Source organism: Pseudovibrio ascidiaceicola (assembly GCF_900114245.1).
In the GTDB taxonomy this organism is placed as follows: domain Bacteria; phylum Pseudomonadota; class Alphaproteobacteria; order Rhizobiales; family Stappiaceae; genus Pseudovibrio; species Pseudovibrio ascidiaceicola.
This window is the reverse complement of sequence record NZ_FOSK01000007.1, coordinates 45,747-62,228: the sequence shown is the minus strand read 5'-3', so window position 1 is coordinate 62,228 and position 16,482 is coordinate 45,747. Positions and strand designations below refer to the sequence as shown.

The window sequence follows — 16,482 nt, the reverse complement described above, 5'->3', positions numbered from 1 at the left end:
GCATCAAATAACTAGGCGCATGACCTGAATCTGATTCAGAACTTCAACTGCACGCAGTTATAGTAGAGCAGTCCCCACACTCATCCCACCACAGACAAACAGCGTTTGTCCGGTGATGAAGCTGGACTTCGGGTCCGCAAAGAATAGGAAGGCATTGGTGATGTCTTCTACCGCGCCAATGCGCCCAACAGGAATGCCATCTGCCAGTTTCTGCTCTTGCTCACTGCCCTTGGGAATGATGCCCCAGAAGTTATCTGTTTTCACCGGACCAGGCGCTATCACATTCACCGTAATCTGATGCTGCGCCAGCTCCAGCGCCCACGTCCGCGCCATCCCAATCATCCCGGCCTTCGAGGCACTATAGGCCGTCCGTGTCTTCGCGCCCAAAGCAGCACGGGAGCCGTTAAACAACACTCGTCCAAATTGATTGGCTTTCATGCTCGGCAAGAAGGCCTTGAGCAGCGTCAGCGCTGATCCCAGATGAAGTTGGGCAAGTCCGGCAATATCCTCAGCCTCGGCATCCTCAATCAGGTTGGGGAAGATAAGCCCCGCATTGTGAATGAGATGCGTCACCTCATGCTCAGTCGCAATCGCCTCAGCAGCAGCGCTCACTTGCGCCTGATCCAGCAAGTCCGTCTGATGGAAATGCAGTTTGGGATGCGTAAACTCCGGTTCCCGGCGAGAAAGGCAAATGACCGTGTAACCAGCCTCCAGCATTTCCTTGGCAAGCGCAGCCCCAATGCCCTTGTTGCCGCCTGTAATGACCGCTGTGAATTTACCAGACATCAACGACCTCCCTTCGGCACCAGCGCCAGAACACGCAAGGGGCTGCCTGTCCCGTTTTTAATCTTCAACGGCGCACATAAGATCATAGCTCCCGTGGCAGGCAACTGGTCCAAATTGCACATACACTGCAAGCCATACTTGCCCGCCCCGTGCAGATAAAAATGTGCTGGATAGGGCGGCGTATAATGCGCACCTTGGCCCGCATCCGTCCCCACAGTCTCAGTGCCAAACCCGCGAATGTTGCGTTTCTCAATCAGAAATCGAACGGCCTCAGGCGTTGGCCCGGGAGAATGCGGCCCGTCATCGCGCATATTTAGATAAGCGGCCCCGTGGCGCTTACTCCAGTCCGTGCGCATAAACACCCAGCTTTCCGCCGGAATGCGCCCATGCTCAGCTTCCCAAGCAGCAATAATCTCCGGTGTCAGTTCAAAATCATCATCCTGCGCCGACCCTTCAGAGCAATCGATCACCACCACTGGCCCAACAAAGTGTTCAGGGGGAATGGAGTCCACCGTGTTATTGGGCAGATCCCGTCCGGAAATCCAATGGATCGGCGCATCAAAATGCGTACCTGTGTGCTCAGAGCAAGTGAAGGTGTTCCACTTCCACGCCGGACCGCGATGATCATAGGCGGAGATTTCTTCCATGCGAAAGCGCGCGCACTGCCCAAACTCGGGTGGTAGCACGATCACCGGAAAATCCGGATCAAGCGTATGCGTCAGGTCCACCACTTCCACATCACCGGAAAGCAAAGCAGAGCTCAGCAGCTCAACCGGGTTCTCCAATTTCTCTTTCAAGGCTTCCATGGTTACAGCGCCTCCAGACTTGTCATTTCTTTTTCAAGCACCTTCGGGCTCTCCATGAACTTGCGGCGGATGTCCTTGGCAATGTCGCCCACATAAACATCCTCCAGTCCCGCTTGCAGCGCCTTCACCAGTTCCCTTGCCAGCGTCGAAGCTGGAACCTTGGGAGGAGGCAGCGGCTGATGCCCTTCATCCTCGGTCGGCCCACAATAAACATTCACCACCCGCACACCAGAGGACGCCATCTCCGCCCGCAAACACTGTGAGAGCGAATGCGCTGCTGCACTTGAGGCTGAGAAACTGCCAAAGCCGGGGTTGCTCACCAACGAATAAGCGGAGAGCACATTCACCCACGCGACAGCGCTGTTCACCCCATCTGCACTGCGACCTGCCATGGCTGGGGCAAAGGCCTGCGCAAGACGCATCATGCCGAAATAGTTGACCTGCATTTCATCCATAGCAAAGCCAACATCACCGCGGCCCTGAATGCCACCGGGGCGTACAAAGCGGGCGTTGTTGATCAGGATATCGACCTTGCCGCCAAACTCGCCTGCAAGCTCCTGAACGGAGGAAGTGTCAGTCACATCTAAAGAAACCAGCTCAACACCTTGAAGAGACTCAAGTTTGGAGCGGTCAGGGTAGGGACGCCAACTCTCAGCCTCTCCAATAAACACCGCAGAAGCTCCAGCCTCCAGCAGGCTCTTTGCCAGCGCATAGGCATTCGGATTGCGGGCATCCGTAATCAGAATGCGCCGAAACTTCGGATCGCACGTAAGCTCGCGAAGCTGCATATCATCCTCCTGCAACGGGGCTTTCTCCATCGGCAAGGCAAGCAAAACACTTTGCCCGGATTTATCGAGCCGATTAATCAGCTGCACCTCATCCCCCACCGTCACCTCACTGTGAAGGTGACACATTACGGAGGGGCCAATCTCCAGATGCACCGTCCCAAGCCGCCACGGCGTGCGCTCTCTGAAGTAGATATTGGTGCTCGTACGCACGGTGGATGTCGCAATCAGTTTTCCGCGCGAAGACACATCCTGCCAGATCAACCGGTCCGACAAACAGGAACTGCAAGCATCCCGCGCAGGATATTGAACTGCCAAACACTCCGGCTCCGCACAGACCTGCAGCATAAATCTGCCTTCAGCCGCTGCCGCCGCCATAAACAACGCAGATCGGCTACGATGATGCGAAGGCAAGGTCGGCACACGGGTGCGCACTTGCGGGTTCTTTCTCGGTGGCTTTTGAAGCGGTATCACCATCAATTCACCCCCTCTAAAAGTGCGGCACTGGTGCACACGCCGCGGTCGTAGTTGATCACCCCGAAGCCGGAAACCAAGGCTCGCTTGGCATTCTCCACCTGCGTTGCCCCTGCGGTACCCGTCACCTGCCGGATTGCCTCCACCAGACCGATAAACCCACCAGCTGCCCCGGCCTGACCAGCAGAAAGTTGCCCGCCAGAGGTGTTATGCGGAAAATCACCGGAAACTGTCAGGTCCTTGTCCGCTATAAACCGCGCTGCTTCGCCTTTCGCGCAAAAGCCAAGGTCTTCCAACTGCATCATTACGATGACCGGATAGTCATCATAAGTCTGCAGCAGATCCACGCGCTCTGGCCCATGCCCTGCCATGCCATAAAGCTCATCAATATCCATCTCCCAGCCGCCGCGCATCTGAATGGGATCTTCGGCAAAGGCGTTGTGCCGCTCAATGGTCGCGCTGATATGCGCATGCGGTATACCCGCAGCAACGGCATCTTCTTCACGCATCACCAGAAAAGCTTCAGCACCCGCCACAGGCATCACGCAGTCAAACAAGGTGATTGGATCACTGATCTCACGTCCCGCCAAATACGCATCCATGCTGAGCGGTTTCTTCATCACCGCATTCTCATTGCGCAAAGCATTGTCTCGCTGAGAAACGCAGATCCGCCCAAAATCTTCACGGCCCACGCCAAATTCACGCATGTAATAGTCGGTTAATAGCGCAAAACAGGCATTCGGCCCGCCAGCGCCATAAGGGTAGGAGGCATCCTGAGCAAACCGTGAAAAGCTGGAAAGCATGCGCCGGAAACTATCCACGTGGTTGGTATCCCCCGCTACACATGCCACAACAGAAGCATCTCCACATTGCACGGCACGAGCAGCCCGGCGCAGTGCACTGGGCCCACTGGCGCCGCCCTGCGGAATATGATCCAGCCAACGCGGAACAAGCCCCAAATGCTGCGTCAAACCCACAGCTGTGTCGGGAAACAGCGAAAAACTGGCGACAGAAAACCCGTCGATATCGTGTGGTGTAAGTCCTGCAGCTTGGATTGACTGTCGCAGCGCTTTGGCAATCCACCAATGCGCGGTCTCTGTTGAATAACGTTCATAGGGCGTGCTGGCAGGTGCTGCCACGACAACCCCGTCATACCCCATGCGTTTGCGTGGCTTGATCATGAAACCAACTGCCTCCGCTTCAGGTGGATGGTGTCGAATGCCTCTGACTTTTCAAGCAGCTCCAGCGCCATCTGTTTTTGCGCAGCTCGCTGGATCTTCTGCGTTCCCGTTAGCTTCAATGAGCTGCAAAACGCGATGTAACCGGGCACTTTGTAATAGGCCATACGCTCCAATCCCCAGCGCACAATCGCTTCTGCGGCATCCTTCGTCTTCTCGCCGCGCCAGACAATAGAGGCAAACACCTCATCCCCGCGAATGGCGTCTGGGACAGGACAAACAGCAACCGCCTCAATATCAGGATGCTGCATTAAGACGGACTCCACATCCACCGCTGCAATGTTCTCGCCGCTACGCCGGATCACATTCTTCTTGCGATCAACGAAGAAGAAGTCACCATCCTCATCTCGCCGAACAATATCGCCTGTATGGAACCAGTCACCCTCCCAAGCCTCACGCGTGGCAGCACCATCTTTGAAATAATGCGAGAAGAAGCCCACTTGCGGATCATCGCCCTTGCGCCGGACCAGCAACTCACCGGGTTCGGTTCCTGTAACAGGCAGAGCGTCATCGCCCATTATGCACACATCCATCTCTGGGCCGGGCTTACCAAGGCAGTTCATGCCACGCTTACGAGGCTCTTGGTTAGCTGCAATCACAGATCCTGCACCGGTTTCTGTCATGGCCCACGCTTCCACCAGGGGAATACCAAAGCGCTCCTCAAACGGAACATGCAGCTTGGCGTCAATACCCGCCCCAAAGCCAAAGCGAACCGAATGAGCTCGATCTTCCGGTGCTTCCGGCAAGCTCATCAGGATCGAGGGCATCACACCCAGATAGTGCAGGCAAGTTGCGCCGCTCTCCCGCACACTTTGCCACCAGGAACGCGGATGGAAACGGTCCAGAACAGTCAGGCAGCCACCAACAGCAACCATCGCCATCGCAGAATACGCCATTGCATTCATATGGAAAATCGGCAGTGGCGTGATCATCCGCTCACCGTCATCCTTCAGCGTGCACGTGCCACCTGCATTGGCATACCAGTGACCGGCTTCCAGAAAATACCGATTGGCCAGCACGCAGCCTTTCGGACTGCCTGTGGTGCCAGAGGTGTAAAGCATCGCCGCAGGATCTTCTTGCGCAGGCGAATAAGTCTCATCCGAAGGCATGCGCATAACGGGCAAGGCATCTTCCAGCGTCGCACAGGCAAAAGCTTGCCCGCTGTCTCGCGCGGCTTGCTCCATATCCGCTTTGCGTTCACGTGTTGAGATCGCCAGAACAGGCTCTGCATGCCTGCCGATGTATTCAAGCTCAGAGCTTTGCAGGTCAGGATTGATCGGAACAATCACCACGCCGAGCGCATTCAAGGCCAGCCAGTGCAAAAAGAAAGCAGGGCGGTTTTCAAGCAGAACAAGAACACGGTCTCCAGCTTTAAGCCCAGCTTGCCGATAGCGCTCCACAGCAGTCTGAGCCTGAGCCAAAGCTTCTGTGTAGGAGGTCTCTCCAACCTCAATATCGTAAAGCTCTGCAGTCTCAGGCAGAACATTTACAAACGGTCGTTCCGGCCACTTATCAGCAGCAGCGCAAAACGCTTTGAAAACAGATTCATGCTCAATCATTCAAAAACCTGTTTTCTTAAATGAACAACTGAATGTTGCCAAAGGCAGCATCACAATTGAGCAGATCAACACGCTTCAGCTTAATCTTCAGCTCATCCTCCACCATCTCAAAATGATGGTGTACTGTGGCCGCCAGCAAAAACTGGTCGTCGAGCCGCGTCTCCACATAATGAACGGCGGTACGGGTGATAAACTGGCCCGCCTTCGGATCAAAAGCCTCGATGCTTGGGCGGTTCAAAACATGAGAGCAGCGGCTCTTGGGTTTTTGCGAAAAGGTGCGCAGGCCCTTGAGGCGCTCAACACGAAGTTTCCGCAAAAACGCATCCTCATACATAAGTGAGGTCATGTTTTTTGGGTTATCCTGCTGATAATCCAGCGGCATCCAGTAGTAACTGTCAGCACCCCAAAGCTCCAGCCACTCATCAAAGCGGCCTTCATCAATCAGTTGTGCTTCATGGTAGACAAGGTCAATCAGGTCATCACGCGTCGGTAAGGTCACGAGCTTCGGCCTCCATGCTTTCAACGGTAAATTTCTTCCAGGCATGGAACTGATTGCGCATCTGCCGTTCCGTCGTGCCGTTCTCAACGGCTTCGACTTCAAGGTCTTCGTCAGCATCATAAAGGCGCTGCACGTTCACCCATTCAAGCTCCTGAGACTGCAAGCCTTCCTGCGCGCGCTCATACATCTCCAGATCATCGTGCCCCACAATGGAGGTCGGTGCGTTGATCAGGCGGTTGTACATAGCCGTGCGTTCCAGCAGCATGTCCGGTGCATCAACAAGGCGGAAGATATAGCTCTCAACCAGCGTCTTATTAGCAGCCAGCGGAATGAACACACGCAGCTGCTGAATTGGTCCCTTGATCATAATGTTCGGAAAATAGACCGTGTTATGCCGGTTCTCGCCCAAAATGGCCTTGGCCCGTTCCTCACCATAAGCCTCCACCATCATCTCCAGATAACCGGGAATAGCGGAGTAATCGGAGTGAATGGAGTGATGCACGCCCGTATGACCATGACCATTCGGCCAGGTGCGAATGCCCATATCCTCAAAGAACTCATAGGGTGACATGAACGGCGCAATCACCTCCATCGCCATGGGCGTTTTGGTGTTTTCGTCTTTCTCAATGGACTCCCAAATCTGAACCGCTGTTCCAGCGGAGCTTTCATGAGCAACCATTGGGTGACAGGTGTCCGTCTGGTTATCGACCAGCATCTTCCAATTGCAATGGTGCATGTAGCGCAGCGGTGGGCCTGCCACTTCCAGCTTTCCAACCGGAGAGCGGTCTACCATGTTATCGAGAGAGGAGAGGGAGCCGCCGAAGAAGTCTTCGAAGCTGATCCCCTCTTGTTTCATGCGCACAAAGATGAAGCCGCGATAGTTCTTCACCGCGCCCACTGGAGGCAGACCGCTTTGTCCGGCCTCACTTTGCTCAAAGCCAGTGTCTTTGTAGCCTTTCTTCAGAGGGATCGCGAGCAGCTTGCCATTGGTGCGGAATGACCAGGCATGGTACGGGCAGCGGAAAAATTTGCCTGTGTTGCCAGAGCGATCAATAACGATCTTGGTGCCTTTGTGCGGACACCGATTGTGCAACACATACACTTCGCCATCCGTATGCCGTGCCAGCAAAATGGGCTGAGCAGCAACGTCGGTTGCGAAATAATCGCCCGCATTAGGCACCTGACTCTCATGCCCCACATAAACCCATGTGGAGGCAAACAGATGCTTCATTTCAAGATCAAACACTTCATCGTCGATATAAAGGTCGCGATGGACTTCAGCGGGGCGCACAAGGTCAGCCACAGCCTGCGGGTTATCTTTGTATTTCATGGTCATAAGCTCCCCTCCCAAAAAGCTTAGAGCGCATACTGACCGGAGCTATAAAACGCGTCCCTCCGGAAAATATGCGAAATTGTCTTTTACAAATCCAGCACCAATCGTTTGGACTTGGCGCGCGATACGCAAATATGCATCACGTCACCAGCCGCTTTCTCATCATCACTCAGCACCACGTCGCGGTGGTCTGGCTCACCCTCAAGCACATCCACCTGACAAATCCCGCAATCACCGCGCTGACAGTCATACACAAGGTCAACGCCGCCATCTTCCAGCACATCCACGATGGATTTATCCTGCGGCACCCAAAACACTTCGCCTGAGGACTTCACCTCCACCTCAAACCCTTCGCCAGCATCATCACCTGACGGGGTAGGGCTTGCAAACAGCTCAAAGTGGATCTGCTCTTTGCCAAACCCAGCGCTCAAAGCCTGCTCACGCACTGCTTCAATCATTCCCTTCGGGCCACACACATAGATGTGGCTGGTTTTATCAAGCGTTGGAATGAGTACGCCAAGATCGAGGCGGTGCTCCGGATCGTCATCACTATGGATGCTCAAAGCATCACCGCAGAGTTGCGCAAGCTCATCCCTGAATGCCATCCCGTCCAATGTCCGGCCAGAGTAGTGCAGAGCATAGGATTTGTCGGCGCGCTTCAACGCTGCAGCCATGCTGATGATTGGCGTCACACCAATACCGCCTGCGATCAGAACAACCGGTCTGTCGTCCTCAATCAGCGGAAAATCGTTCTTCGGGGTGTCAACCTGAACAGCGTCGCCAACCTGCAAAGAATGCATGTAAGCCGAACCGCCACTTCCGTCTTCCTCCCAAAGTATAGCAAGCGTGTATCGCTGATTCTCGTAAGGTAAGTTTTCACCAAGATCGATCAGGGAATATTGACGAGAAGAGCCATCCTTAAGTTGAACTGCAATATGTGCACCAGCCGCAAATTGTATGAGCGGCCCATTATCATCGGCTTTTAAATCAAATCGTTTGATTTTCGGGGCGACCGTCCGAACCCTCTCAATAATAAGTGTTTTCATGCTTTTTGGCGTCCTCCCTCAGAGCCAAAACAAGGAGAGTTTCCTCTCGCATAAATGATAAATATAATATGCGATATCATATAAAACAATGTCAATGCATGAACTGGAAATAGTTTCCATTTCATATTTGTGCTTGATTAACCTACGGGATGTGTGCACATTTTTCTCATTCATCCTGTATTCTCTGGGGAGGGAGAACATGAATAATAAGTTCAAGATATTTGCAGCTGCAACTATTGCCGCGCTCTCTGTCAGCGCATCTGCCATGGCGCAGGAAACAGTATTGCGCATGTCCAGCTGGCTGCCACCAGCACACCCGATCGTAAAAGGAATGATGGTGCCTTGGGCTGCCAAGGTGAAGGAAGTCACAGAAGGACGCGTCTCTGTACAGATCCTCGACGCTCCGCTCGGCCCGCCACCGGCTCACTTTGACCTTGCCGCAAACGGCATTGCGGATCTCACCTACGGCGTGCACGGTTACACACCGGGTCGCTTCAAACTCACACAGATTGCGGAGCTGCCGTTCCTCGCAAAGGAGGCGACCAGCTTGTCCGTGGCTTACTGGCGTCTTTATGAAAGCACGCTGGCAAAAGCCAATGAGCACCGCGGTGCAAAGGTTCTGGGTGTCTTCACCCACGGTCCTGGCCTGCTTTACACAACTGACCGCGCTGTCTCGCCTCTGAGCGAGCTGAAGGGCGCTAAGATCCGTGTTGCTGGCAGCATTACCAACCAGCTGGTTCAGGCCATGAACATGGTGGCCATTCAGGCACCAGCACCGCAATCCTATGAAATCCTGTCGGGCGGCATTGCTGATGGCATCGTGTTCCCGACAGAATCCATCCCGTTCTTCAAGTTGGATGGCCTGCTGAGCAATGGCTTGCGCGTAGAGGGCGGACTTTACAACGTCTCCTTCTTCTTCATCGCCAACAATGCCAAGTTCTCCAGCCTGTCAGAAGCAGACCAGAAAGCTATTGAGGCGATCTCTGGTGAAGCCTTCTCACGCCTTGCGGGCGCAGCGTGGAATGCAGCGGATGCATGGGGCTTGGAGCAGATGCAGGGCAAAGTGACCATTCACGACGCCACCGCAGAAGAGCGTGCTCAGCTGGAAGAAGCCACCCGTCCAATGTTTGACGGTGTCGCCAAATCCTACGGCGAAAAAGGCATCGACTTCGAAGTTGCCATGGACATGCTCCAAAAAGAAGTTGCAGCGGTTGCCTCTGAAAAATGAGTGGGAATCTGGTTGACTTAGCAGCGCGCGCCCGACGAAAGCTTCGTTCGGGCGCCTCTGTTCTCTGCGGAATACTGCTTCTGGCGCTGGTCGCAGTAACGGTCATTGATGTGATTGGCCGTTACCTGTTTGCAAGCCCATTGCCCGGAGCGCCGGAATATACGGAATTGTTGCTCATGGCGGTGATCTTTACAGGCCTTCCTGCGGTGTGTCTGGATGACGGACACATCACGGTAGACCTGTTCACCTCCAAGTTCAAAGGCGGAGTAGCCGCCCTGCAAATGTTCTTTTCACGCATGTTTGTAGCTGTGGTTCTGTCCGTTGTGGCCTGGGAACTCTGGCAACACGGAACTCAACTTGCGAGTTATCAGGAAGTCACGGTGTATTTGCGCATCCCTCTTGCTCCATTTGCAAAAGCAGCCGGTGTCATTTGTGCGTTTTGCGCATTCATCACATTTGTGCTTGCTGTCCTGAGAATTCCTAGAGGTGTTGGGGGCGGTTCCTGATGGAATGGTATCTGGGTCTTGCCATCCTGATGGCATTGATTTTTGTCGGCGTGCCAATTGCTTTTGCAATGGCTGCCGTTGGTTTTTTCGGAGTTGCGTCCATCATTGGATTGCCTCCTGCTTTTCACCTTGTCGGACAGGTCTATTTTGACAGCGGTCGAAGCTACACCTTGTCTGTGGTGCCGCTGTTCCTGCTCATGGGCAATCTCATCGTCCAGTCTGGCATTGCCAGTGACATGTATACGGCGGCAAACGCATGGCTAAGACACCGCAAAGGCGGTCTGGCCATGGCAACTATTGTAGCTTGTGGCGGTTTTTCATCTGTTTGCGGATCATCTCTGGCAACCACAGCAACCATGGCACGTGTGTCTCTGCCAGCTATGCGCCGGTTTGGGTATTCAGACCGTTTGGCAACATCGTCAATCGCAGCAGGCGGAACGCTGGGTATTTTGATCCCGCCCTCTGTGATTCTTGTCATCTACGGCATTCTCACGCAGCAAAACATCGGCGCACTGTTCCTGGCTGGCATTCTGCCGGGCCTTGTCGGCGTTATCGGCTATATGCTTGCCGTGCGCTTGTCGCTCTTCATGTTTAAGGAAGATCTGGAAGTTCAGAGCAAACTGCCGCTGATTGAACGCATCAAAGCTCTGCGTGGCGTGTCATGGGCATTGCTTCTGTTTGTCTGTGTGCTTGGCGGCATCTATCTCGGCGTCTTCACGGCTACGGAAGCGGCTGGCATCGGGGCAGGCGGGGCGCTGGTTCTGACCGCAATGCGGGGCAAACTGACATATCGGGAGACGCTCAACACGCTGTTTGAGACAGCCAAAACCACCGCTGTGATGTTCTTCATTTTGTTTGGGGCACTCTATTTCCTGAACTACGTGAACATTTCCGGTCTGACAACGGACCTGCGCACATGGGTAAACGCCCTTGGTGTTGGGCCCTATGCCATCATCACCATGATTGTGCTGATCTATCTGGTGCTGGGGTGCTTGCTGGAAAGCCTGTCTATGGTCACACTCACGGTGCCGATTCTCTTTCCAATCGTGACCGGTCTTGGGTTCGATCCAATCTGGTTCGGCATCTTCGTCATTATCGTCACGGAAATGAGCTTCATCACGCCTCCAATCGGCATGAACGTGTTTGTTATGCGCTCAGTTGCCCCTGAGGTGCCGGTCGAAAAGATATTTGTCGGTGTAGTTCCATTTGTTGCTATGGATGTTGTGCGCTTGATCCTGCTAATTGCAGTTCCGGGACTCGCACTTATTATTCCGTACTCAATGTAGCACGGCAAAAACAAAAGAAGAGGCTGGCCGGTGGACGCAGACCTGAAAGAAATTGACACTCATGAAAAGGAATCCGGCTTTGTAGACGGTTACCTTTTGTATCTGCTGGCATCCGCAAGCCATCTGGCAAGCGGGCAGTTTCACGAAGAAATCCGGGGCGCCGGCGTGCGCGTCCCGGAATGGCGCGTACTGGCTTGTCTCAGAGACAATGATGGCCAGATGGTCACACAGTTGGCCCGCTTCGCTCTTATGGAGCAATCTCACCTCACCAAAACCATCGATCAGATGACCGAACGAGGACTGGTCACACGCCGGTCCGATGAAGCAGATCGCCGCCGTGTTCGTATCTTTTTAAGCGGAAAGGGCAGGGAGCTCGCAGGTAAGCTCGTAAAGCAGGCCAGCGCTCATGAAGAGCGGTTGATCCGTCAGCTTGGCATGAGTGACATCGTGCAGGTGAAAAGTTTTCTCTCGCGTATGATCGAGACTCTCGAAAACAATGAATGATCACATATTTACGCTATAATCTACAGGATTGCAGTTGATATAAATATGTAAATGCATATAATCAATTTCAAGCTCTACGAGAGAGGTGGGGCTTGTTCAAAAAAGAAAGAGTGCACCACATGAACGAGATTCTCGGTGATCAAGCTCCCGAAACTGAACAGGACGGACAACACTCAAAACCTGTATCCACGCCAAGAACTCTGGGAGAGGTCGGGCTGGGCCATTTTGCGCCCTATCTGATGAACCGGATCATGGGCAGATACAATGAAAGTCTGCGTGAAAAACTGAGCAGATCTGGGTTGTCGGTCGCCAAAATGAGAGCACTCGCTGTGTTGTCAGTCGTGGACGGGCTGATGATCAATGAACTCTCAGTTTACTCGGTGATCGAGCAATCGACTTTGAGCCGCACGCTGGACGCGATGGAAAAGGAAGGCCTGATCCACCGCAAAGCCAGCGAGCAGGACAACCGCGTGCGCCATATTTTTCTGACAGAGGCAGGACGGTCTGCTTTCGGTGAGATGTGGCCGCATATGCGCGATGAATACAGCACAATGTTCACTGGCGTCTCGCAAGCCGAGCATGACGCCTTTTTGGTGACGCTGCGCAAAGTGCTGGCAAACATACGAAAGCACGACTTCTAGGGCGCATTTCTCTTCACTGAGTTTGCGCCAGCTGGATCTGTCATGCTTTCGAGGGAGGGAGTATGGCAGAAAGATCCTTTGTCAAAGAGGTCGAGAAACTTCGCGCTGGTGAAGGCGAGATTTTCCGGGGTGAGGGCATTCTGGCCATCACCAAAGCACTTCTGGAAAATGGTGTAGGCTATGTTGGCGGCTATCAGGGCTCGCCCATCAGTCACCTCATGGATGTTCTGGCTGATGCGCAGGATATTCTTGGTGAGTTGGGCGTGCATTTTGAAGCCAGTGCCAGCGAAGCCGCTGCTGCTGCCATGCTGGCCGCATCCGTTCACTATCCCATTCGCGGCGCAGTCACCTTCAAATCAACTGTTGGCACCAACGTCGCCTCTGATGCCTTGGCAAATCTGTCGTCTGGCGGCGTCACCGGTGGTTCCCTTGTTATTGTCGGGGAAGACTACGGTGAAGGCTCTTCCATCATGCAGGAGCGCAGCCACGCCTTTGCAATGAAAAGCCAGATCTGGCTGCTCGATCCGCGCCCCAATCTGCCGTCCATCGTAAAGGCTGTTGGCGATGGCTTTGAACTGTCAGAAGCCTCCAACACGCCGGTCATGCTTCAGGTGCGCATCCGCAGCTGTCATGTGCATGGTGAGTTCGCTACCAAAGACAACCAGCGCCCATCCATGAGCGTGGCTGATGCTCTGGAGAACCCCAGGCGTGACCTGAACCGCATTGTCTTGCCACCAGCCTCATTCCTGCATGAGCAGGAGAAAGTGACAAAGCGTCTGCCTGCTGCGCTGGATTATATTCAAACGCATAAATTGAATGAGTTGTTTGGACCAGAGGGCCGAAATGTCGGGATTATCCTGCAAGGCGGTATGTATAACGGCGTCATCCGCGCGTTGCAGCGTTTGGGGCTTGCTGACATCAACGGCGAAACACAAATCCCGCTTTACGTCATGAATGTAACCTATCCGCTTGTTCCAGCTGAAATCACCGAGTTCTGTCGCACCAAAGAGACTGTACTGGTGGTGGAAGAGGGCTATCCTGATTATCTGGAGCAAGCCGTTGGCGCCATGCTGCAAAAGGAAGGCCTCAGCACCAAATTGGAAGGGAAAGGACCATTCCCGGAAGCTGGTGAGTATACCGGACAAGTGATGCTGGATAGCATCCAAACTTTCCTTGCAACGCATTCCGATGCATTGCCCGGCAAAGGACGTGCACCAAATACGCCAGGTCCACTGCCAGATATAAAGGAGCTGCAAGAGGTTGTTCCCATGCGCCCGCCCGGTTTCTGCGTGGGCTGTCCGGAACGTCCCATCTTTGCTGCAACCAAACTGGTAGAAGATGAGCTGGGCCCGCATCACATCGCCTCAGATATCGGCTGCCACCTGTTCTCCATCATGCCACCATTTGGCATCGGCTCCACCACCATGGGGTATGGATTAGGGCCGGCCTCGGCCTCTGCGTTCAACACAACGGAAACGGATCGAAGGTCCATCTCATTTATGGGAGATGGCGGCTTCTGGCACAACGGCCTGACCACTTCCATCGGCAATGCGGTCTTCAATCAAAATGACGGTGTGATCGTCATTGTCGACAATTATTACTCAGCGGCCACAGGCGGGCAGGACATCCTGTCCTCAAGGGCAAACAACAAGAGCAAGTCCACCAAACACCCAATCACCGAAGCGGTGAAAGGCGTTGGTGTGAAATGGGTCCGTCAGCTTGATCGCACATATGACGTCACCCAGATGCAATCGGTCCTGAAGGAAGCGCTGACCACCGATGTCAAAGGTCCAAAGGTCATCATCGCGTCCTCTGAGTGCATGCTTAATAAGCAGCGCCGGGAGAAGCCGATCATCAATCAAGCAGTCAAAGAGCAAAAACGCGTCGTGAATACCCGCTTCGGTGTTGATGAAGATGTCTGCACTGGCGATCACGCCTGTATGCGTTTGTCAGGCTGTCCATCTCTGACAGTCAAAGAACTGGATGACCCGCTGCGCGATGATCCGGTCGCTCATATCGACCAGAACTGCGTTGGTTGCGGCAATTGCGGGGAGGTCGCGGACGCCGCCATCCTCTGTCCATCCTTCTATCAGGCTGACACCATTCACAACCCAAGCAAATCCGAACGTTTCATCCGCAAGATAAGCGGCCGCATCATTACCGCGCTGCAAAACTGGCGCGAGCGCCGGTCTCTGATCATTGAGGAGGTATAATCATGGATATAGACACTCAATGGCAGGCCTTGGGAACAGGTGAGGACGAAACCCGCACCATTACGAAAATCGCCATTTTCGCCGTTGGCGGGCAGGGTGGCGGTGTCCTCACAGACTGGATTGTCAATTTAGCTGAAGCCAACGGATACAAAGCCCAGTCCACCTCCGTCGCAGGCGTCGCCCAGCGCACAGGGGCAACGATCTATTACGTTGAAATGGCACCTGACACCGGCAAAGCACCCGTCTTCTCCCTCAGTCCAGCGCAAGGCGATGTCGACATCGTCATTTGTGCCGAACTCATGGAAGCAGGCCGCGCTGTTATCCGTGGTTTCGTTACAGCAGATAAGACAACGCTGATCGCTTCATCTCACCGCATTCTGGCAGTCTCAGAAAAAATCGTGCCTGGCAAAGGGGAGCAAGACAGTGATGTCGTCCTTTCCCGTCTTGGAACAGCCTCCCAAAAGCTGGTCGCCTTCAACATGGAAGATGTTGCGGCTGAAAACGGCAGCGTCATCTCCTCCAGTCTGTTCGGTGCACTCGCAGGCTCAGGTGCACTGCCATTCGCCAAAGGTACCTATGAAGAAACCATCCGCAAAGGTGGTAAGGGCGTTAAAGCGAGCCTCGCATCCTTTAATGCCAGCTTCGACCACGCCCAGTCATCAGCTACAGCTGGAAGTGCTGGTACCAGGCGACCAGAACAACCCAAGCCCGAAAAGGCACTCACAGTCCGCGGGCCTGAGAAGAAACGCGCAGCCTGGCAACTGCTCTTATCCCGCATTGAAGCGCTGCCCAAACCGGTTCACGAGATGGCGCTGGCAGGTCTGCGCAGGACCGTTGAGTTTCAGGATCTCGAATACGGTGAGGAGTATCTCAATCACCTCGAAATTGTACTCGCCAGTGATACTGAAAATGAGAACTGGGAGTTCACCAGAGTTGCAGCCAAGCATCTGGCGAATGCCATGTGTTATGACGACACAATCCGCGTTGCCGACATAAAAACGCAAAAAACACGCTTTCAACGCGTTGAAAGGGAAATCCAGTTAGAAGCAGAAAACCAGCTGGAACTGACCGAGTATCTCCATCCGCGTATGGAAGAAATCTGCGGAACTCTGCCAGTTCGGCTAGGTAAGTGGATTGAATCCCGCCCCAAGGTGTTTAACTGGCTGGATAGAAGGGTGAACAAGGGGCGACGCATAAGAACGCACTCCGTTCGAGGCTTTCTCAGCCTCTGGCTCATCAGTAGCCTGAAACCCTGGCGCCGCAGTTTCCTGCGCCATGGAATTGAGGCAGAGCATCTCCGAAACTGGCGGGATCTTGCGATTAAGACTGTGCATTCAGACTATCACCTCGCCGTAGAGATCCTCAATTGCCGCCGGCTTATCAAAGGATATTCGGACACTCACAAACGAGGCCACTCTAAATTTGACCGGGTTCTGTCATCTCTCACATTCCTGAAAGACAGAAAAGACGCCTCAGATTGGCTCAGACGCCTCAGAGAGGCAGCTCTTTTGGATGAAAAAGGCGAAGCTTTGGAAGGTGCATTGAAGACAATTCAAACCCTCTGATTGAAAATAGGGG

Annotated in this window: 15 protein-coding genes; 7 read left to right on the top strand and 8 right to left on the bottom strand. The window is 53.9% G+C overall.

The window, feature by feature from the left end; translation table 11 throughout:
• Positions 1 to 57 precede the first annotated feature (57 nt).
• The 8 genes from BM231_RS14125 to BM231_RS14090 all read right to left on the bottom strand — a co-directional run bounded on the left by BM231_RS14125 (position 58) and on the right by BM231_RS14090 (position 8,526).
• Positions 58 to 786 (bottom strand): SDR family NAD(P)-dependent oxidoreductase, encoded by a 729-nt coding sequence (locus tag BM231_RS14125; protein WP_093520354.1) that lies wholly within the window; start codon positions 784 to 786, stop codon positions 58 to 60.
• Positions 786 to 1,592 (bottom strand): cyclase family protein, encoded by an 807-nt coding sequence (locus BM231_RS14120; RefSeq protein ID WP_093520352.1) that lies wholly within the window; start codon positions 1,590 to 1,592, stop codon positions 786 to 788. The genes BM231_RS14125 and BM231_RS14120 overlap by 1 nt, the downstream gene beginning before the upstream one ends.
• Positions 1,593 to 1,594: 2 nt before the next feature.
• The gene (locus BM231_RS14115) at positions 1,595 to 2,854 is read right to left on the bottom strand and encodes an SDR family NAD(P)-dependent oxidoreductase (RefSeq protein ID WP_093520350.1); all 1,260 of its coding nucleotides are present in this window, start codon (positions 2,852 to 2,854) and stop codon (positions 1,595 to 1,597) included.
• Positions 2,854 to 4,032, bottom strand: a complete 1,179-nt coding sequence (locus tag BM231_RS14110) for a thiolase family protein (protein WP_093520348.1) — start codon at positions 4,030 to 4,032, stop codon at positions 2,854 to 2,856. The genes BM231_RS14115 and BM231_RS14110 overlap by 1 nt, the downstream gene beginning before the upstream one ends.
• Positions 4,029 to 5,648, bottom strand: a complete 1,620-nt coding sequence (locus BM231_RS14105; RefSeq protein WP_093520346.1) for an AMP-binding protein — start codon at positions 5,646 to 5,648, stop codon at positions 4,029 to 4,031. Before BM231_RS14105 ends, BM231_RS14110 begins: the two co-directional genes overlap by 4 nt.
• Before the next feature lie 16 nt (positions 5,649 to 5,664).
• Entirely contained in the window at positions 5,665 to 6,147 is a 483-nt protein-coding gene (locus BM231_RS14100; protein WP_093520343.1) for an aromatic-ring-hydroxylating dioxygenase subunit beta, read from the bottom strand.
• Entirely contained in the window at positions 6,128 to 7,483 is a 1,356-nt protein-coding gene (locus tag BM231_RS14095; RefSeq protein ID WP_093520341.1) for an aromatic ring-hydroxylating dioxygenase subunit alpha, read from the bottom strand. The genes BM231_RS14100 and BM231_RS14095 overlap by 20 nt, the downstream gene beginning before the upstream one ends.
• Before the next feature lie 83 nt (positions 7,484 to 7,566).
• On the bottom strand, positions 7,567 to 8,526 hold the full coding sequence (locus BM231_RS14090; RefSeq protein WP_093520339.1) for a PDR/VanB family oxidoreductase: 960 nt from the start codon (positions 8,524 to 8,526) through the stop codon (positions 7,567 to 7,569).
• 199 nt (positions 8,527 to 8,725) lie between these two features.
• Between BM231_RS14090 and BM231_RS14085 the strand changes: the two genes are divergently transcribed.
• The 7 genes from BM231_RS14085 (at position 8,726) to BM231_RS14055 (ending at position 16,469) form a co-directional block, all read left to right on the top strand.
• A complete protein-coding gene (locus tag BM231_RS14085) occupies positions 8,726 to 9,754 on the top strand; it encodes a TRAP transporter substrate-binding protein (protein ID WP_093520337.1) in 1,029 nt (342 codons plus the stop codon).
• Complete coding sequence (locus BM231_RS14080; protein WP_063296609.1) at positions 9,751 to 10,260, top strand: TRAP transporter small permease; 510 nt, start codon at positions 9,751 to 9,753, stop codon at positions 10,258 to 10,260. The genes BM231_RS14085 and BM231_RS14080 overlap by 4 nt, the downstream gene beginning before the upstream one ends.
• A complete protein-coding gene (locus BM231_RS14075) occupies positions 10,260 to 11,546 on the top strand; it encodes a TRAP transporter large permease (RefSeq protein ID WP_063310951.1) in 1,287 nt (428 codons plus the stop codon). Before BM231_RS14080 ends, BM231_RS14075 begins: the two co-directional genes overlap by 1 nt.
• 30 nt (positions 11,547 to 11,576) lie before the next feature.
• The gene (locus BM231_RS14070; RefSeq protein WP_093520335.1) at positions 11,577 to 12,050 is read left to right on the top strand and encodes a MarR family winged helix-turn-helix transcriptional regulator; all 474 of its coding nucleotides are present in this window, start codon (positions 11,577 to 11,579) and stop codon (positions 12,048 to 12,050) included.
• Positions 12,051 to 12,169: 119 nt separating this feature from the next.
• Positions 12,170 to 12,691 carry a MarR family winged helix-turn-helix transcriptional regulator gene (locus BM231_RS14065; protein WP_082826866.1) on the top strand — a complete coding sequence of 174 codons (522 nt, stop codon included), beginning with the start codon at positions 12,170 to 12,172 and terminating at the stop codon, positions 12,689 to 12,691.
• A gap of 62 nt (positions 12,692 to 12,753) precedes the next feature.
• Positions 12,754 to 14,904, top strand: coding sequence for a thiamine pyrophosphate-dependent enzyme (locus BM231_RS14060; RefSeq protein ID WP_093520333.1), 2,151 nt, complete (start codon positions 12,754 to 12,756; stop codon positions 14,902 to 14,904).
• Positions 14,905 to 14,906: 2 nt separating this feature from the next.
• On the top strand, positions 14,907 to 16,469 hold the full coding sequence (locus BM231_RS14055; RefSeq protein WP_093520331.1) for an indolepyruvate oxidoreductase subunit beta family protein: 1,563 nt from the start codon (positions 14,907 to 14,909) through the stop codon (positions 16,467 to 16,469).
• Positions 16,470 to 16,482 lie beyond the last annotated feature (13 nt).